At 63.7% G+C, this 16,958-nt stretch carries 17 protein-coding genes, 1 pseudogene and 1 riboswitch; of the genes and pseudogenes, 13 read left to right on the top strand and 5 right to left on the bottom strand.

Annotation, left to right across the window (positions count from 1 at the left end; all coding sequences use genetic code 11):
• Positions 1-87: 87 nt before the first annotated feature.
• The 3 genes from TZ03_RS20810 to TZ03_RS20800 are packed head-to-tail and all read left to right on the top strand — an operon-like array spanning position 88 to position 2,525.
• On the top strand, positions 88-1,011 hold the full coding sequence (locus TZ03_RS20810; protein WP_051100101.1) for a LysR family transcriptional regulator: 924 nt from the start codon (positions 88-90) through the stop codon (positions 1,009-1,011).
• Positions 1,012-1,058: 47 nt separating this feature from the next.
• Positions 1,059-1,889: an AraC family transcriptional regulator gene (locus TZ03_RS20805; RefSeq protein WP_051100099.1), complete on the top strand. Its 831-nt coding sequence runs from the start codon at positions 1,059-1,061 to the stop codon at positions 1,887-1,889.
• A gap of 51 nt (positions 1,890-1,940) precedes the next feature.
• A complete protein-coding gene (locus TZ03_RS20800; RefSeq protein ID WP_051100096.1) occupies positions 1,941-2,525 on the top strand; it encodes a LysE family translocator in 585 nt (194 codons plus the stop codon).
• A 123-nt stretch (positions 2,526-2,648) separates the two neighbouring features.
• On the opposite strand, the gene TZ03_RS20795 is transcribed toward TZ03_RS20800, so the two are convergent.
• Entirely contained in the window at positions 2,649-3,863 is a 1,215-nt protein-coding gene (locus tag TZ03_RS20795; protein ID WP_051100094.1) for a sugar transporter, read from the bottom strand.
• Between the two features lie 205 nt (positions 3,864-4,068).
• On the opposite strand from TZ03_RS20795, the gene TZ03_RS20790 reads away from it, so the two are divergent.
• Positions 4,069-5,385: a hypothetical protein gene (locus tag TZ03_RS20790; protein ID WP_051100091.1), complete on the top strand. Its 1,317-nt coding sequence runs from the start codon at positions 4,069-4,071 to the stop codon at positions 5,383-5,385.
• Positions 5,386-5,407: 22 nt separating this feature from the next.
• Here TZ03_RS20790 and thpR read toward each other — a convergent pair whose 3' ends face one another.
• On the bottom strand, positions 5,408-5,953 hold the full coding sequence (gene thpR / locus TZ03_RS20785; protein ID WP_051100089.1) for an RNA 2',3'-cyclic phosphodiesterase: 546 nt from the start codon (positions 5,951-5,953) through the stop codon (positions 5,408-5,410).
• Positions 5,954-6,111: 158 nt separating this feature from the next.
• On the opposite strand from thpR, the gene lpxO reads away from it, so the two are divergent.
• The 8 genes from lpxO to TZ03_RS20745 all read left to right on the top strand — a co-directional run bounded on the left by lpxO (position 6,112) and on the right by TZ03_RS20745 (position 15,380).
• On the top strand, positions 6,112-7,011 hold the full coding sequence (lpxO, locus tag TZ03_RS20780; protein WP_051100087.1) for a lipid A hydroxylase LpxO: 900 nt from the start codon (positions 6,112-6,114) through the stop codon (positions 7,009-7,011).
• A gap of 78 nt (positions 7,012-7,089) precedes the next feature.
• Positions 7,090-7,434: a carboxymuconolactone decarboxylase family protein gene (locus TZ03_RS20775; RefSeq protein ID WP_051100085.1), complete on the top strand. Its 345-nt coding sequence runs from the start codon at positions 7,090-7,092 to the stop codon at positions 7,432-7,434.
• Positions 7,435-7,512: 78 nt separating this feature from the next.
• Positions 7,513-8,082 (top strand): GNAT family N-acetyltransferase, encoded by a 570-nt coding sequence (locus TZ03_RS20770; protein WP_051100083.1) that lies wholly within the window; start codon positions 7,513-7,515, stop codon positions 8,080-8,082.
• 1,538 nt (positions 8,083-9,620) lie between these two features.
• Positions 9,621-10,787, top strand: a complete 1,167-nt coding sequence (locus tag TZ03_RS20765; RefSeq protein ID WP_051100081.1) for a DUF1624 domain-containing protein — start codon at positions 9,621-9,623, stop codon at positions 10,785-10,787.
• Between the two features lie 112 nt (positions 10,788-10,899).
• A riboswitch (cobalamin riboswitch) is annotated at positions 10,900-11,099 on the top strand.
• A 108-nt stretch (positions 11,100-11,207) separates the two neighbouring features.
• The gene (locus tag TZ03_RS20760) at positions 11,208-12,218 is read left to right on the top strand and encodes an ABC transporter substrate-binding protein (RefSeq protein ID WP_051100079.1); all 1,011 of its coding nucleotides are present in this window, start codon (positions 11,208-11,210) and stop codon (positions 12,216-12,218) included.
• A complete protein-coding gene (locus TZ03_RS20755) occupies positions 12,218-13,234 on the top strand; it encodes a FecCD family ABC transporter permease (RefSeq protein WP_051100076.1) in 1,017 nt (338 codons plus the stop codon). Before TZ03_RS20760 ends, TZ03_RS20755 begins: the two co-directional genes overlap by 1 nt.
• Complete coding sequence (locus TZ03_RS20750; RefSeq protein ID WP_051100074.1) at positions 13,231-14,019, top strand: ABC transporter ATP-binding protein; 789 nt, start codon at positions 13,231-13,233, stop codon at positions 14,017-14,019. Before TZ03_RS20755 ends, TZ03_RS20750 begins: the two co-directional genes overlap by 4 nt.
• 17 nt (positions 14,020-14,036) lie before the next feature.
• Complete coding sequence (locus tag TZ03_RS20745; protein ID WP_051100072.1) at positions 14,037-15,380, top strand: OprD family porin; 1,344 nt, start codon at positions 14,037-14,039, stop codon at positions 15,378-15,380.
• A 46-nt stretch (positions 15,381-15,426) separates the two neighbouring features.
• Here TZ03_RS20745 and TZ03_RS20740 read toward each other — a convergent pair whose 3' ends face one another.
• On the bottom strand, positions 15,427-15,741 hold the full coding sequence (locus tag TZ03_RS20740; protein WP_236692862.1) for a hypothetical protein: 315 nt from the start codon (positions 15,739-15,741) through the stop codon (positions 15,427-15,429).
• Positions 15,742-15,872: 131 nt separating this feature from the next.
• A pseudogene (locus TZ03_RS31820) lies at positions 15,873-15,944 on the bottom strand (GNAT family N-acetyltransferase); the annotation flags it as partial.
• Between the two features lie 92 nt (positions 15,945-16,036).
• Here TZ03_RS31820 and TZ03_RS20735 point away from each other — a divergent pair.
• Positions 16,037-16,516 carry a hypothetical protein gene (locus tag TZ03_RS20735; protein ID WP_051100068.1) on the top strand — a complete coding sequence of 160 codons (480 nt, stop codon included), beginning with the start codon at positions 16,037-16,039 and terminating at the stop codon, positions 16,514-16,516.
• A gap of 179 nt (positions 16,517-16,695) precedes the next feature.
• On the opposite strand, the gene TZ03_RS20730 is transcribed toward TZ03_RS20735, so the two are convergent.
• Positions 16,696-16,958 (bottom strand): transposase (locus TZ03_RS20730; protein ID WP_051100065.1); only part of this gene is annotated, 263 nt, incomplete at its 5' end.

Below are 16,958 nucleotides of genomic sequence, written 5' to 3'. Positions count from 1 at the left end.
GAACAGTGGATTTGCCGCGCATCTTATCTTTCCAGCAAAAAAGAAAAACCGGCACAATACAGCAACACTTTCATCCCTGGAGTGAAAATGCTGCGCATCGCCGACCTCGAACTGTTCGCCCGAAGCAGCGTGCTGGGCAGCTTCACTGCCGCCGCCCATGAAGCAGGCTTGCTGCCGGGCCAGGTGGCTGCCGCGATCAAGCGCCTGGAGCGCGACCTGGATGTGCGCCTGTTCGCTCGTACCACCCGCAGCCTGCGCCTGACAGCCGAAGGGGAGCGCTACCTGCCCACCGCGCTGAATGTGCTGGAGAGCCTGCGCCAGGGTCAGCAGGACCTGCATGGCAACCCCAATACCCTGCGCGGCACCCTGCAGGTGTCGGCACCGTCCGACATGGGCCGCAACATGCTGCTGCCGTGGCTGAGTGCCTTTCGCCGCGAGCACCCGGCACTGCAGTTGCGCTTCTTCCTGTCCGACCAGATTGCCGACCTCAACCGCGACCCAGTGGATGTGGCCATCCGCTATGGCCTCAACCAGGACGCCAACTACATTGCCCTGCCGCTGGCCGACTGGAACCGCCGGGTGCTGGTCGCCTCACCTGACTATCTGGCCCGCCACGGCCACCCGCTCACCCCCGAGGCCCTGCAGCAGCACGCCTGCCTGCTGTACATGCAACACAGTCGGGTGTACGACAAGTGGCAGTTGGGCAACCGCACCGTGCAGGTGCGCGGGCCGCTGGTCAGTGATGACGCCGATGTCATCCGCCGCCTGGCCATTCAAGGCGAAGGCATCGTCTATAAATCATGGCTGGATGTCAGCGCCAACATTACCGCCGGTGAACTGGAGATCGTCCTGCCCGAATTCCTCGGCGAGCCTGCCCCGATCACCCTGGTTTGCCCGCATCGCAAGCAGCTCACACCTGCAGTGGCGCAATTGCATCTGTGGCTGCGCGAGCGCTTCGAAGCCCTGCGCAGCCGGGCACTGAGCAACGGCTGCACAATCGTTCCAGACTGAGCCGCGGCGTTACGCTAAGGTAGTCATTTACCCCACGGCACACGGCGATGAGCAACTGGATCGACTTCAAGCAAGACGCCGACACCGGCATCGAGTCGGTCCGGGCGCATTTTGTCGGGCATGCCTATGACCCGCACTGGCACGACAGCTTTCTGGTAGGCGTGACCGAACAGGGCGTGCAACAGTTCAATTGCCGGCGGGTGCGCCACCGCAGCACGCCGGGGCAGGTATTTTTGCTCGAACCCGGCGACATCCACGATGGCCTGGCGCCCACAGAAGAAGGCTTCACCTACTCGACGCTGTACCTCGAGCCCACGTGGCTCGACCAGCAACTGCGAGCGCTGTTCGAGCAGGCGCCGGGCGACAGCCTGCCCAGCTTTGCCGATACCTTGTGCCACGATGAACGCCTGGCGCGTGCCACCGCCCTCGCCTTCCGCGCTGTGCATGACCAGGACTTGCGGATCGTCCGGCAAACCGCCATGGACGACCTGCTCGCCTGCCTGACCCGCCACCTGCACTGGCGCCGGCGCATCAACCCCGACCCGCGCCTGCCGCTGACCGCGCAGCGCGCGCGTGACTACCTGCACGCCAACCTGGAGCGCGACATCGGCCTGGAAGACTTGGCCCAGGCCTGTGGCATCGACCGCTTTCGCCTGACCCGTGCGTTCAAGGCCGCTTTCGGCATTGCTCCGCATGCCTACCTGATCCAGTTGCGCCTGGCGCGGGCCCGGCGCCTGCTCGCCCACGGCCAAACGCCAGCCGAAGTGGCCATGGCCCTGGGCTTTGCCGACCAGAGCCACCTGGGGCGCTGGTTCCGCCGCGCCTACCGGTTGACCCCGGCCGACTACCGCAAGCGCTGCTCAAACCTTCCAGACTGAGTGCCTGCGGGCAGCGAGCATGGTGCTTCGATTAGTCCGGAGCCCTTGACCATGTCGCAGTCGTTGTTGCCCTTCATTCTGTTTGCCCTGGTATCCAGTATCAGCCCGGGGCCGACCAACCTGTTGATCCTGACCCATGGCGCCCGCCTGGGTCTGCGCGCGAGCCTGGCGCCGATCTTGGCGGCCTGTGGCGCGGCAGCGGCGATCGTACTGCTGGTTGGCCTGGGGCTGGGAGAATTGTTGTTGCGCCACCCTTTGGCCCAACAGCTGATGAGCTGGGCCGGGGTGCTGTGGCTGAGCTGGCTGGCGTGGAAGATGCTGCGCAGTGCCGCCGCCCCGCTGCAGGGGACCACGGCGCAAGGTTTCAGCGCATTCAGCGCCGCCTCATTGCAGGTGGTGAACCCCAAAGTGTGGTTGATGGCCGTGGCGGTGGTCGGGGTGTTTGCTGCGCCGTCATTGCCGGTGTGGCAGTTGGCGCTGGTGTTCTGGCTGGTCGCCCTGCCGTGCATGGCCGCGTGGGCGGTGCTTGGAGTGGGTAGCGCGCGCTGGTTGCAGGCACCGCAGTTGTTGCGGGTGTTCAACCAGATGTTGGCTGGGGTGTTGCTGGTGTCTGCGTGGACAGCAGTCCTGGTTTGATGTTGTGCTGCCAATACCGGCCTCTTCGCGGGTGAACCCGCTCCCACAGGGACTGCATCTATCTCAGGAATGATGCAGGACCTGTGGGAGCGGGTTCACCCGCGAAGAGGCCAGCACAGTCATTCAGGAATGCCCGGGTACCCCACCCAACGCCTCACGGAACCGCCGGGTGCTGGCCACAGCCAGCAGCAACCCGACCACCGCCACGCTACCGCCCACCAGGCCGATATCCGCAACATCCATCTGGCTGCTGACGATACTGCCCAGCAGCGCACCACCGCCAATACCAATGTTATAGATGCCCGAGAACAGTGCCATGGCCACGTCGGTAGCGTCAGACGCCAGCTTCAGGGTCTTGGACTGCAGCGACAGGCTGAAGCTGAGAATCGCCACGCCCCAGAACATGCTCAGCGCAGCGAACACATAGAAGTTGCCCGACAGCGGCAGCAGTAACAGCAGGCACGCCGCCAGCACCCCGATCGAGCCCACCAGGAAGCCATGCGGGAAGCGGTCGCTGTAACGGCTGAACAGCAACGAACCAAATACCCCGGCGCCGCCGAACAACAGCAGCAACAGCGTGGTGCGCTCACCACCAATCTGCGCCACGTGTAGGGCGAACGGCTCGATGTAGCTGTAGGCGGTGAACTGTGCAGTGATCACCAGCGTCACCAGCAAATAGGTAATGACCAGCGCCGGGCGCTTGAACAGGATCGGCAGGCTGCGCAGCGAACCGGAGTTCTGGCTGGGCAGCAGCGGCAGCGATTTCATCAAACACAGCATGGTGGCCAACGCCACCCCGGCAATGCTCAGGAAGGTGATGCGCCAGCCCAGCGCCTCGCCTACCACGCGGCCCAGCGGAATGCCCAGGACCATGGCCAGGGTAGTACCGGTGGCCAGCAGGCCCAACGCCTTGGCCTGTTGGCCAGGTGGCGCCACACGCACCGCCAGCGAGGCGGTGATGGCCCAGAACACCGCATGCGCCAGGGCAATACCGATACGGCTGACCAGCAACATGGCAAAGCTCTGCGACAACCACGACAGCAAGTGACTGACGATGAACACCAGGAACACGAACAGCAACAAGCGCCGCCGTTCGATGTTGCGGGTGAGCAGCATCATCGGCAGCGATGCCAGCGCCACCACCCAGGCGTAGATGGTCAGCATCAGGCCGACCTGGGCGGTGCCCATGTCGAAGCTGCGGCCAATGTCGCTGAGCAACGCCACCGGGACGAACTCGGTGGTGTTGAAGATGAAGGCCGCCAGGGCCAGGGCTATGACGCTCAGCCAACTGCCGCTGCCTGCCGTGGGCGGCAGGTCGGTGGGTATGGGTCCGTTCATGGGGGAAAACCGGTTCTCCGCAGACAAGGCAACAGGGCACACGCCAGCCACCCGCTCTCAGGGGTGTCGACGCACGCGTTGTTATTGGAAGGAATGCCCGGCATGGTACGCGTCAAGCCGGGGCCTCACAACCGCAAGGCGGGCAGAAGGAGTACCATGCGCGCTTTGTGTGAAACGCGTGTGCAACGAGGAGCCCGATCCGCTCATGGACAAGCAGCACCCCCAGCAGCAGTGGCAGCAGGCAGTCATCGCCTATGCCCAGGCCGTCAACGACTACGTCGCGCAGGGCTGCGCACAAGGCTGGGACAATCTCGAAGAGCCGCAGGCAGCGGCCACCGAGCACCTGCTCGAAGCCTGGCTGGAAGCCCTGCAGGCGGCCAACCGCCCTGGCGTCGACGACCAGCAGCGCCAGGCCTTTCGGGAGGCCTGGCCGCCTGCCCATCAGCCCTTGCTGCCGTTGCTCGATGAACACGGCCAAGGTATAGGCAACCTCCTGCTGCTGGACGACGGCAGCCTGCTGGCTCGCATCGGCATGCCGTACGACAAAGGCCAGGTGGTGCGTATCGACCGGCATGGGGTAACCCCGGTGATAGGTATCGAACACTTCGGCCGCTGCCCGGCCCGCCGCTACTTCGCCCTGGCCAATGCCGAGGGCGTGCGCGTGACGGATGGCTGGGGCGGCCCACAGGTGCTGCGCCTGGCGTGGCCCACGGGGCTGGAGGGGTTGCCGCCGGGTTACCCGTTCGAGCCGTTCGACCTGCCGCCCACGCCTACCACGCTGATTCCCTTTCCGGATGGCCAGCGGGTGCTGCTGGTAAGCGCCGAAGGCATCTTCCTGCTGACCACCCAAGGTGCGACCCGCCTGCTGCCGCGCCAGGCACGGGTGCTCGACGAACTGGCCGAAGGCATCGACCCGGACGACATCAACCTGGGGCTGAGCATGGAGCACGACGCGGTGTCGGCGGATGGCCGGTTGATCGTGGTGGGCGAACAAGGCAGCCGTCACCTGGTGCTGGACGACCAGCTCAGGCCGGTGGCCGAAATCGGCCCAGGCAGTGAGTATCCGCACTTCGTGCTGTTCAACCGCGCAGGTGACCAGTTGCTGCTCAATGCCTGCCACTTCTACAGCGGCGCCACGCTTGGGGTCAAGGTGGCTGATCTGCCGGGGCTGGATACCGACTACTACAGCCACGACCCGCGTACCCCGCTGGTGCAGGATGGCGCGCGGGTGTATGCCGGGGTGGCACGCGCAGGTGAATACATCGTCGGCGACGCCTATGGCTACCTGCGGGCGTTTGGCGAAGACGGCACGGAGCATTGGCAGCATTACCTGGGGTCGACCATCAGCGCACTGGATATCAGTGCCGACGGGCGCACACTGGTGGCGGCGAGTCATGCGGGGTTTGTTTCGGTGATTGCCCTGGATAGCGAGCGGCCGGCCTGGCAGATCGGCACCGGGGCGCATGGCGAAGTGCGGCGCTGGTTATTCTGGAAAGGCTGGGACAAGGCAATGGCCTGGTAGCAGGTCCAGCATCGGCGTGCCACTACCCGAGTAGCGGCCACTGCGCCAATGGCCAGTAGGCGCCTTTGCGCGACTCGTACAGGGTGAAATGGCGGGCACCGAGGTAGAACTCTGGCGCGCTGCTGGCCTCCGGCGGCTGGCCGCGGTAATCCCTGGACAGCGTCAGGTGCGGGCGATATTCGCGGTTGGCCACCTCCACCCCCAACGGCAGCAGCGCCTGCTGCAAGGCGTACACCAGTTGCAACAGCGCCGGGGGTGTATGCTGCGGCTCCAGCACCAGGGCGCTGGCCCGCTGCCACACCTGCAAACGGTCGAGCGCCAGCCGAAGCGCCACCGCTGGCAACGCCAACTGGTCGACCGCAGCGCAGATCGCAGGCACCTGGGGGGCATCCACATCCCCGAGAAACAATAGCGTTACATGGAAATTGGCGGCGGGCACCGGCTTGCCGCTGCGCAGGTTCAGGCTACGTCGCCACTGGGCCAGGGCACGGCGCTGGGCATCGCTGACCGGCAAGGCGAAGAACAGCCGTTTGAAGGGGCTACCGCTGGGGCGTAGATCCTGAATCATACGAACTCCTGGACATGAAACGTTTGCGCAAGGCTGTAGGACATTACACCTAAGTCTCCCCGTACTTTCGTAACAATAAGTACAAACTACCCCCATGATTGTTTATGCTGGCGCGCTTATGCCATGGCGCATGGCTATTTTTCGACAAGTAAACGTCCATGAAAATTGCACTCGTACTGCTCTTCGTCCTCTCGATCGCCTATGTTCACCTGCGCGGTCGGGTTCGCCACAAGCTGACCCGCCAGCTGGGCGACCACTCCAGCTTCCTGGCGCCGATCAACAGCTTCCTGTACCTGTTTTCCAAGCACCCGGCCAAGCCTTACCTGCCGGTCGAGGCCTTCCCCGAACTGCGGCCGCTGCAGGACCACTGGCAGGAAATCCGCGAGGAGGCCCGCCAGCTGCTGCACGTGGGCGAGATCAAGAAGTCCGACAATTACGATGATGTCGGTTTCAATTCGTTCTTCAAGACTGGCTGGAAACGCTTCTACCTGAAGTGGTACGGCGAAAGCCATCCATCGGCGATGACCCTGTGCCCACGCACCACCGAGTTGCTGCAAGGCATCGGCACGGTCAAGGCCGCCATGTTCGCCACCCTGCCGCCGGGCGCCAAGCTGGTGCGCCATCGTGACCCGTATGCCGGTTCGTACCGCTACCACCTGGGCCTGGACACACCCAACGACGACGGTTGCTACATCGATGTGGACGGCGAGAAGTACTCCTGGCGCGATGGCGAGGGCGTGGTGTTCGACGAGACCTACATCCACTACGCGGCCAACACCACCGAGCACAACCGCATCATCCTGTTCTGTGACGTCGAGCGCCCGCTCAAGTACCGCTGGGCAACCGCGTTCAACCGCTGGTTCAGCCGCAACGTCATGGCTGCTGCCGCCGCCCCCAACGATGCCGGCGACAAGACCGGTGGCATCAACCGGCTGTTCACCCGCATCTACAAGATCCGCGAGCGCGGCAAGGCGCTGAAGAAGCGCAACCGCATGCGTTACTACCTGGAGAAGTGGGTCGTAGTCGCGGCGTTGGTACTGGTGTTCATCTATATCTGACCCAAAGTACAAGCCTCACACTTGCCACTCTTCGACTAGCCTGAAAGCTCCACTCGCAACCTCCCCAAGGTGAAGACGATGAGCATGATGGACTGGGACGCCTACCGTAAGCAGTTGATGGCCGGCATCGGCGATCTCAAGCAACTCTCCCCCGACACCGTGGCCGGCTACATCACCGCTAGCGGTGCGGGGGCCAAGACCAACCACCTGGACGCCAAGACCCGCGAGCTGATCTCCCTCGCCGTGGCCGTGACCACCCGCTGTGACGGCTGCATTGCCGTGCATTCGCAGCAGGCCGTCAAGCACGGTGCCAGCCGCGAGGAAATCGCCGAGGCCCTCGGCGTGGCCGTGGCGATGAATGCCGGTGCAGCCTTGGTCTACTCGGCGCGGGCCATGGATGCGGTGGGCAAGGCCAACGGCTGAGGGCAAACGGTGTCGCCGCCCTTGCGCGACGGCGCCGCGCCACCCAGACTTGCCGCCCCAGCCCTTGCAGGAACCAGCATGATCCACATCCGCCCGATGACGCCCGAAGACTTCGAACGCTTCTGGCCCACCCTCCAGGCCATTGTCCAGGCCCGTGAAACCTACGCATTCGACCCGGCCCTGAGCTTCGAACAGGCTCGCCATCTGTGGCTGGAGCTACCCTTGCACACGCTGGTGGCCGAGCAAGACGGCGAGCTGCTGGCCTCGTACTACCTCAAGGCCAATGCCGCCGGGCCTGGCGGGCACGTGGGCAATTGCGGCTACATGGTTTGCGAACAGGCACGCGGCCGCGGCGTGGCGCGGGTGCTGTGCGAACACTCGCAGAAGCTGGCGCGCCAGGAAGGCTTTCTGGCCCTGCAGTTCAACTCGGTGGTGGCCAGCAACGAAGTGGCGGTGGCACTGTGGCACAAGCTGGGCTTCGAAACGGTTGGCCGCTTGCCCAAGGCCTATCGCCATGCCCGCCTGGGGCTGGTGGACTGCCTGGTGATGTACAAGTGGCTAGCGGATGAGCCGGTGGTAGAGAAGCCGCCGTTGCTGATCGGGCGCAAGAATATCGAGGCGCGGGTCTCGCGGCGACGCGGGCGCTAACCACCTCTTGCAGGTCCGGCCTCTTCGCGGGTGAACCCGCTCCCACCTCGACCGCATAGGCCTCTGGCCCTGTGCAGTACCTGTGGGAGATTCTATGGTTTCTGGCAAGGGCATCAGGGTTGCCAGTGCTCGCCGCGGCATCTTCAGCGTGTGTGAGATCGAGCGCCGCCCGCGCGGCGCATCGCGAGCTGGCGCTCGCTCCTACGTTCGTTTCGGGCCAATTATTCCTATGGGATTTGCGCGCGAACGCCTTGGTGCATGGCTCGATATCGCGTCGTACGAACAAGGCGGTCGCGCGCGCCTGTCACAGGCCGCACTGGCCTGAAACAAACGATCGGGTGGAGGTGACGGGACAAGCCCGTCACCCCTCCCACACCACCGGACGTGCGGTTTTCCGCATCCGGCGGTTGGACAGCACAGCGTGACCGCCATGGCGTTATTCGCACATACATCCTGCTCATAACGCTCGACACAGCTTTCTCCAGCCTCGCCGGATGTCCGCACCTCTTTCCTGCTGGACCTTCACGAGGATCCACCTCGCTATCACCAGCCGGTCCCCCCGTTCATGTCAATCATGGCTACAGGGCGTTGGTTCAAAGAGCAATTGCTTGCCATCCGAAAAACTGGAGACGTATCGCCTATCCTTCGGCCCTTGGCTCCAGACGCATTACCATCCTTCTTCGCTACTACGGCCTCGGCTGACTTCTCGTCCGGTTTCCCGTTCGAGATCTCCCCGGGTAAGGTGCCAAAACCTTCGGTCCGTGCCGCCAGGCTCTACCTGATGTGTCTTTCGGTGACTGTTGGATTTCGCGGTTCCTAGAACGCTTATCGCCCACATCCTGCCTCACTGCCTGTTCGTGTTCCTGCGGTCGTACCTTTGCTACGCGCTTCTTTCAGCTTGGTCTCACGGCGTCCACCTTGCGTTTCGCTACAGTTGTCGTCACTCAGTCTGGTCATCAATCTCAGATGACTGGTTTTGGCCCATGCCGGGCACACTAGGAGCGAGCGCCAGCTCGCGATGCGCCGCGCGGGCGGCGCTCGATCTCACAGGCGCTGCATATCTTGTGGCAAACACTTGTCAGCCCTGATGCGGCCTCTGTGGGAGCGGGCTTGTCCCGCGCAGTTTATGGCACCGGCTTTGCCGGTGTTCGCGGCTAAAGCCGCTCCCACAGGGATAGCGTTAGGCTGAAACCTGTGCAGTACCTGTGTGGCTTGCCGGCGATGAGGCCGGTTCAGGCAATACAAGGCAGTTATTCACATCTCGACCGCATAGGCCTCAAGCCCTGTGCAATACCTGTGGGAGCTGGCTTGCCGGCGATGAGGCCGGTTCAGGCAATACAAGGCAGTTACTCCCACCTCGACCGCATAGGCCTCTGGCCCTGTGCAGTACCTGTGGGAGCTGGCTTGCCGGCGATGAGGCCGGTCCAGGCAATACAAGACAGTTGCCCCCACAAACCCTCAATCACCTCTACCAATCCATCACCAATAGGTTATAAGATAACGTTTCATTTGAAATAAGTTCTTACCAGCGACCCACCATGACAAGCGCCAGCACCACCCCCAGCCTGCTTACCCAGCGCCTGCAGAGCATCGATGCCCTGCGCGGCCTGGTGATCCTGTTCATGCTCCTGGACCACGTCCGCGAGACTTTCTTCCTGCACCGCCAGGTCAGCGACCCGATGGCCATCGACACTACCGAGCCGTCGCTGTTCGTCAGCCGCACCTTGGCCCACCTGTGTGCCCCGGTTTTCGTCCTGCTGACCGGCCTGTCGGCCTGGCTGTACGGCGAGAAGTACCAGGGCCGTGGCGATGTCTCGGCGTTCCTGTTCAAGCGCGGGCTGTTCCTGGTGGTGCTGGAATTCACACTGGTCAACTTTGCCTGGACCTTCCAGCTGCCGCCCAGCGTGATCTACCTACAGGTCATCTGGGCCATCGGCGTCAGCATGATCGCCCTGTCGCTGCTGGTATGGCTGCCGCGCGCCACGCTGCTGGCCCTGGGTGCGGTGATCATCGCCGGCCACAACCTGCTCGACAGCCTGCACTTTGGCGTGGAATCGGCCCTTCACGTGCCATGGGCGATCCTGCATGACCGCGGCTGGCTGGCGTTTTCCGAAACCCTGCGTTTGCGCACGTCCTACCCGGTGCTGCCGTGGATCGGTGTCATCGCCCTGGGCTACGGCCTGGGCCCCTGGTTCGCCCGTAGCAGCGAAGCTGGGCAACGCCAGCACCGCCTGCTGCTGGCCGGGTTGCTCGCGCTGCTGGGTTTTGTCGTGCTGCGTATGTTCAACGGGTATGGTGAAGCACCGTGGAGCGGCTACCCCACCTTCACGCAAACCCTGATGAGTTTCTTCAATATCACCAAATACCCACCGTCGCTGTTGTTCCTGGCCCTGACCCTGGGCTGCGGCCTGCTGTTGCTGCGCGCCTTCGAACGCGCCGGCCAGGCGCGCTGGATCAGTGCCCTGGCGGTGTTCGGGGCGGCACCAATGTTCTTCTACCTGCTGCACTTGTATGTGCTGAAGCTGCTGTACCTGGCCAGTGTGGCGCTGTTCGGCCTCAATCATGGCGACTATTTCGGCTTCGACGGCATTGCGGCGGTATGGCTGGGCGCGGTGCTGCTGGCGGTTTCGCTGTACCTGCCGGTGCGCTGGTTCGCCAGGCTGAAGCAGCGCCGCCGCGACATCCGCTGGCTGAAGTATCTTTAGCTGCAAGCTACAAGCTGCAAGCCGCGCACCGTATGCCTAGGCGCTACCGCTCAGCTTGAAGCTCGAAGCTCGAAGCTTGAAGCTTGAAGCTTGAAGCTCGAAGCCGAAGGCGTCTAAGATGCGGGCCGCCGGTTTCCACCACGGAATTAATAGGGAATCCCAGGCCCGCCAATACGGGCCAAACGGAACTGCCCCCGCAACTGTAAGTGCCGAGCCTGCTCCATCGATGCCACTGGGTGTAACTGCCCGGGAAGGCCGGAGCCGGGCCATGACGCACCAGTCAGGAGACCTGCCGGCCCATTCACCAACCGGCGGGGTGTCCGGGATTGGCCATCAGTGTTGCCCCTGCCGCCAGCGGGGGCTCGGCGATGCCTGTCCGTGCGTTCATTCCGTGAACTGTCCGATAGGAGATCGCCCAGCATGCTGCCCCGTTTCGCCACCCTGCTCGCCGGCCTAGGCCTCACTGGCCTGGCCCAGGCCGCCGCCACCCACTACCCACTGACGGTCGACAACTGCGGCAAGCCGCAAACCTTCGCCCAGGCGCCGCAGCGCGCGGTCACCATCGGCCAGGCCGGCACCGAGATGCTTTATGCGTTGGGCCTGGGCGACAAGTTGGCAGGCACTTCGCTGTGGTTCAACAACGTGCTGCCCGAGTACCAGGCAGTGAACGCCAAGGTGCCGCGCCTGGCCGACAATGACCCCAGCTTCGAGGCCGTGGTCGGTAAACGCCCACAACTGGTGGCGGTGCAGTTCGAGTGGATGGTCGGCGCCCAGGGCGTGGTCGGCACCCGCGAGCAGTTCGACGAGTTGAACATCCCCACCTACCTGCTGCCATCGGATTGTGAAGGCAAGGACAACCTGGTAGGAGCCGATGGCACCCGCTTGCAGGCGTTCCAGGTAGACAGCATTTACAAGAGTGTCAGCCAGCTGGCTGAAATCTTCGACGTGCAGGCGCGCGGCGCAGCGCTGAACGCCGAACTGAAAGGCCGCCTGGACAGTGCCAGAGCGCAACTGGCCGGCAAGGACCTGTCGGGTACCTCGGCAATGTTCTGGTTTTCCAGCGCCGACATCGACATCGACCCCTATGTAGCCGGCCGCCAGGGTGTCGCCGACTTCATGCTGCGCACCCTCGGCGTGCGCAACGTGGTCGAGTCCAGCGAAGAGTGGCCAACCGTAGGCTGGGAAACCCTGGCCAAGGCCAACCCGACCTGGCTGATCATTGCCCGCATGGACCGCCGTCGCTTCCCCGCCGACGACTACCAGAAAAAGCTGGAATTCCTGCGCAGCGACCCGGTAACCCGCAACATGGATGCGGTGAAGCACGATCGCATCATCATCCTCGACGCCGACGCCATGCAGGCCAGCATCCGCCTGTTCACCGGGCTGCAGACCTTGTCCGCAGCCTTCGCTAGCGATAAATCAGCCCAGTGATGCCCCGCCTGTTACCCTGCATCGCGGTTGCCCTGGCAACCTTGTTGGCGGCCCTGCTGGCCGGCACTGCCATCGGCGAAACCAACCTGTCGCCCAGCGTGGTTGGCCAGGTGCTGGCCAACCACCTGTGGCAGGCCGGTTACCCGGTCGACCCGATCGACGCCGGCATCGTCTGGAACTACCGCCTGACTCGCAGCCTGGTCGCGGCGGCCTGCGGTGCCGGCCTGGCCACCTGTGGAGTGATCCTGCAGGCACTGCTGCGCAACCCCTTGGCCGAGCCATACTTGCTGGGGCTATCGGCCGGTGCCTCGACCGGCGCGGTGCTGGTCGGCCTGCTGGGGCTGGGCAGCCTGGCCTTGAGCATGTCCGCCGGGGCCTTCATCGGCGCCCTCGCCGCTTTTGCCCTGGTGCTGGTGCTGGCCCGCGCTGCTGGCCCCAGCAGCAACAACGCCCAGGTGATCCTGGCCGGAATCGCCGGCTCGCAACTTTTCAACGCCCTGACGGCGTTCCTGATCACCAAGTCGGCCACCGCCGAGCAGGCACGCGGCATCCTGTTCTGGCTGCTTGGTAACCTCAGCGGCGTGCGCTGGCCTTCAGTGTGGCTGGCTGTGCCCGTAGCGTTGTTCGGTTTGCTGGTATGCCTGTGGCATCGCCGCGCGCTGGATGCATTCACCTTCGGCGCCGATTCGGCGGCCTCGCTGGGCATTCCGGTGCGACGTACCCAGTTGCTGCTGATCAGTTGTGCGGCGCTGGTGACAGCGGTGATGGTGTCCATCGTCGGCGCCATCGGTTTCGTCGGACTGGTCATTCCTCATGCCCTGCGCCTGCTGCTTGGCCCCGGGCACAGCCGTCTGCTGCCTGCCAGCGCGCTGGGCGGCGCGTTGTTCCTGATTGCCGCCGACATCCTTTCGCGCACACTGATCAGCGGCCAGGTGATCCCGGTGGGCGTGGTCACCGCTCTGATCGGGGCACCGGTGTTCGCGCTGATTCTGGTCAGCCGGCAGGGTCGCCCATGACAGTCATGACGGCTGTACAGATTGCACCGCTGAGCTGCCATGGCCTTGGCCTGCAACTGGCCGGCAACTGCGTGCTCAATGATATCGACCTCAGCGTCGTTGCCGGTGAAACCCTGGGCATCGTCGGCCCCAACGGCTCTGGCAAATCCTCGCTGCTGAAGTTGCTGGCAGGCCTGCGCAAGCCGGCCTGCGGCAGCGTGCAACTGATGGGCGAGCAACTGGCACAGATGCCCCGCCGCCGTGTCGCCCAGACCTTGGCACTGGTCGAGCAACAGGCCGACACCCTCGATGCGATCAGCGTGTTCGACGCGGTTGCCCTTGGCCGAACCCCATGGCTGTCGGCCCTGGCCCCATTCTCCCGGGAGGACCGTGCCATCGTCGAGCAGGCGCTGGCCGACCTCGATGCCTTGCACCTGCGTACACGCCTGTGGGGTTCGCTGTCCGGTGGCGAGCGCCAGCGCGTGCACATCGCCCGCGCCCTGGCCCAGCGCCCGCAGGTGCTGCTGCTGGACGAGCCGACCAACCACCTGGACATCCAGCACCAGCTGAGCCTGCTGCAACAAGTGCAGGCCCTGCCAGTGACCACCCTCGTGGCCCTGCACGACCTCAACCAGGCGCTCACCTGCGACCGGCTTGCAGTGCTCGACAAAGGTCGCCTGGTCGACCTCGGTACACCGTTCGAGGTACTTACCCCCGAGCGCCTGCTGAGCACCTTTGGCGTTCACGCCCACTACCTCACCGACCCCTTCGACGGCGCGCGCATCCTGCGCTTTCGCGCCACCTGACCCAGGAAGTTCTGCCCATGCTGTTGCGCCCTGTCGCCCTGCTGCTCGCCAGCGCCCTGCTTGCGCCGCTCGCCCTCGCAGACTCTGCCCAATCGCAAAGCAGCGGCTTTGTCGAGGATGCCAGCTGGAGCATCCTCAACCGCAGCGTATTCGACCAGCGCGATTACAAGCACGGCGGGCGCAACAGTGCCGCGCGCAATGCCTACAAACCGCGCAACGAGCGCAACGGCAAGGCCGAGGAATGGGCCTATGGCTTGATGGGTACCTTCCAGTCTGGCTACACCCAGGGGCTGATCGGCGTCGGGGTCGATGCCCATGCCTACCTGGGCGTACAACTGGACAGCGGCGGTGGGCGTGCCGGCAAGGCGCGGCTGCTCGGGCTCGATAACGACGGGCAGCCAAAAAACGAATACAGCCGGGGCGGCGCTGCGCTCAAGCTGCGCGTATCCAACACTGTGCTGTCCTACGGTGAACAACGGGTCAAGACGCCCGTGTTCAGCTCCTCCGACAGCCGCCTGCTGCCCGAGACCGCCACCGGTTTTTTTCTCACCAGCAACGAGTTGGACACCCTCAAGCTGGTAGCCGGGCACTTCAACGAAAGCACCGATCGCAACGCCTCCAGCCACGATCAGGGTTTTGTGGTGAACTACTCCAACGGCCGCCAGGGCAACAGCTTCGACCTGGCCGGCATGGTGTGGAACCCTGACGCAGCCTTCAGCGGCAGCCTGTACACCTCGCGCTATGAAGACAGCTGGAACCAGCACTACCTGGGCAGTACCCTCAGCCATGCGCTGGATGACCGCCGTAGCCTCAGCCTCGACCTCAACCTGTACCGCACCACCGATACCGGCAAGGCGCTGTCCGGGCGTATCGACAATACGACCTGGAGCCTGCTCTCGCGTTACAACCAAGGGCCACACGGCTTCAGCCTGGGCTGGCAGCAAGTGGACGGCAACACGCCATTCGACTATGTGACGCGGGGCGCGATCTTCATTTCCAACGCGGTACAGATGTCGGATTTCAACGCACCTAACGAAAAATCATGGCAGGCGCGCTATGACCTGAACATGGGCGCCTACGGTGTGCCCGGGTTGAACCTGACCGCGCTGTACGTGCGCGGGTTCGATATCGATGGCACGCATGTCGACCCCAATGGTGGGTATGCGTACCTGGGCTACGGCAAGGGTGGCAAGCATTGGGAGCGCGACCTTGAGGCGCGGTACGTGGTGCAGAGTGACAAGGCCAAGGGCACCACGTTCTCGCTGAGGCATAACGTGCACCGCGGGAACACGGCGCAGGCGGAGCTGGATGGGGACCAGATACGGCTGGCGGTCGAGTGGCCGATATCCGGTGGGTTCTGATAGACCGCGTGCCTGGATTGGGGCTGCTTTGCAGCCTCACGATCCATCAGGCAACCGGGCCACCCGTAGGCAACAACCCCCACTCCATCCGTTCCTGCACACTCATCGCCGCCGCCACCTCGGCAAACGCGCGCTCCAGTTCCGAACTGACATGGCCAAAAGCCCGGTACCTGGTCAGCAAATAGCGCTTCACCGCCCTTGGCCAAAGCTTTTCCTTATGCGCCGCTTTGATGATACCGCTGGCATGATGCCGCTTTGCCCCACGCCACAAGGCCAACAACCGGCTCTCGAAATCGTCATGGGTCCACGAGTCTGTGCGGTCGTCGAACTCGTCCAGCAGCCTGAGTTTATACAGGGCCATGTATGCCATCGTGAATCTCCCCCCGATGCAATGAATTAATCGTGCACGGGGAAAAATAAGCAAGCCGTTCCGCCATGGAAATGAACGTGTAGAGTACGCGCAAAGCACCGTTGTAGGCGCTTTCCTACAACTCAGCCCAAGCGCAGCTGCATGTGCGTGGTCTGCCAGACCGGATCTTGCTCCACATCCACGACTGCAAACCCCAGCGTGCCGCTCAAGGCAAATCACCGGGCTCGTCGTGGCCAGGCGGACATCGTTATAATCGGCAGTCTTCACTGCCCGACCAGGCCACGCCATGCCTCGCCTCCACAAGTTGCTGTTGCCCCTGTTGCTGACTGCTGCCCTCGCCGCCTGCGACCAGAAGCCCTCCCGTGAAGAACAGATCCTTGCCCAGCTGCCGCTGCAGGATGCCTACACGCATAACATCGAACGCATGGCCGAGCTGCTCGGCCGCACGCACCCGCAGCTGTCGCAAGCCACCATCCAGGATGTATTGCGCAAGCACCTGACGGTCGAGGACCAACGCCAGGACCTGTTCCGCCTGTACAGCGAGAAGAACTTCAGCGACGCCGAATTCGCCACCATCGTCGCTGCCACCCAGGACCCGGCCAAGGCCCGTGCCCTGGAAAACTCTGAGGACGGCAAGCGCCTGAGCGAAAAGCTCACAGCCCTGATGCGCGAGACGGCCCGCGACGTGAAGGTGCAGGCCTTGGTCGAGCAGCGCATGCAACAGGTGGAAGACGAGCTGAACGCGCTGGAAAAGGCAGGCTCTTGAACGGCTCTTGAACGTGGCCGGCAAGGCCATTCCCATTTCGTAGCCCTATTTCGACGGGTAACCCGCTGCCCTCGAGGCTGGCGCATTACCTGTGCAGGCTGTGTGAAAACTCAAAATCAGAGATCAGCCCGCCAGGGCTGATCTCTGATTGAGATTCTCAGATACCCGAGAGATACCTCTCAGGCCAGCATATCCAGCAGCCTGCGGGTTCCCAGGATGTTGATGGTTCGCTTCAGGTTGTAGCTGGTCACTGCCAGCGCCATCTCAGCTTTGGCTCCCTGTACTTGGCGCAGCAGGAACCGCCCGGTTCCCAGTGCCCACTGCTTCAAGTTGCCGAAAGGATGCTCGACAGTACTTTTCCGCCTCAGCATCATGTCCGGATTGGCATTCAAGCGTTTGGTCATTCGTTCAAACGCTGCCTCATTGGGATGGCGCTTCAGCG

The sequence above is a fragment of the Pseudomonas sp. 10-1B genome (assembly GCF_000935045.1).
Classification (GTDB): domain Bacteria; phylum Pseudomonadota; class Gammaproteobacteria; order Pseudomonadales; family Pseudomonadaceae; genus Aquipseudomonas.
Note: the sequence above shows the minus strand (reverse complement) of the source record. Positions and strands in the feature narration are given on the sequence as shown.

Bases quoted from the DNA above. Each gene is read 5' to 3' on its own strand.
- TZ03_RS20810 (WP_051100101.1), top strand. From the start codon at position 88: ATGCTGCGCATCGCCGACCTCGAACTGTTCGCCCGAAGCAGCGTGCTG.
- TZ03_RS20805 (WP_051100099.1), top strand. From the start codon at position 1,059: ATGAGCAACTGGATCGACTTCAAGCAAGACGCCGACACCGGCATCGAG.
- TZ03_RS20800 (WP_051100096.1), top strand. From the start codon at position 1,941: ATGTCGCAGTCGTTGTTGCCCTTCATTCTGTTTGCCCTGGTATCCAGT.
- TZ03_RS20795 (WP_051100094.1), bottom strand. From the start codon at position 3,863: ATGAACGGACCCATACCCACCGACCTGCCGCCCACGGCAGGCAGCGGC.
- TZ03_RS20790 (WP_051100091.1), top strand. From the start codon at position 4,069: ATGGACAAGCAGCACCCCCAGCAGCAGTGGCAGCAGGCAGTCATCGCC.
- thpR (WP_051100089.1), bottom strand. From the start codon at position 5,953: ATGATTCAGGATCTACGCCCCAGCGGTAGCCCCTTCAAACGGCTGTTC.
- lpxO (WP_051100087.1), top strand. From the start codon at position 6,112: ATGAAAATTGCACTCGTACTGCTCTTCGTCCTCTCGATCGCCTATGTT.
- TZ03_RS20775 (WP_051100085.1), top strand. From the start codon at position 7,090: ATGAGCATGATGGACTGGGACGCCTACCGTAAGCAGTTGATGGCCGGC.
- TZ03_RS20770 (WP_051100083.1), top strand. From the start codon at position 7,513: ATGATCCACATCCGCCCGATGACGCCCGAAGACTTCGAACGCTTCTGG.
- TZ03_RS20765 (WP_051100081.1), top strand. From the start codon at position 9,621: ATGACAAGCGCCAGCACCACCCCCAGCCTGCTTACCCAGCGCCTGCAG.
- TZ03_RS20760 (WP_051100079.1), top strand. From the start codon at position 11,208: ATGCTGCCCCGTTTCGCCACCCTGCTCGCCGGCCTAGGCCTCACTGGC.
- TZ03_RS20755 (WP_051100076.1), top strand. From the start codon at position 12,218: ATGCCCCGCCTGTTACCCTGCATCGCGGTTGCCCTGGCAACCTTGTTG.
- TZ03_RS20750 (WP_051100074.1), top strand. From the start codon at position 13,231: ATGACAGTCATGACGGCTGTACAGATTGCACCGCTGAGCTGCCATGGC.
- TZ03_RS20745 (WP_051100072.1), top strand. From the start codon at position 14,037: ATGCTGTTGCGCCCTGTCGCCCTGCTGCTCGCCAGCGCCCTGCTTGCG.
- TZ03_RS20740 (WP_236692862.1), bottom strand. From the start codon at position 15,741: ATGGCCCTGTATAAACTCAGGCTGCTGGACGAGTTCGACGACCGCACA.
- TZ03_RS20735 (WP_051100068.1), top strand. From the start codon at position 16,037: ATGCCTCGCCTCCACAAGTTGCTGTTGCCCCTGTTGCTGACTGCTGCC.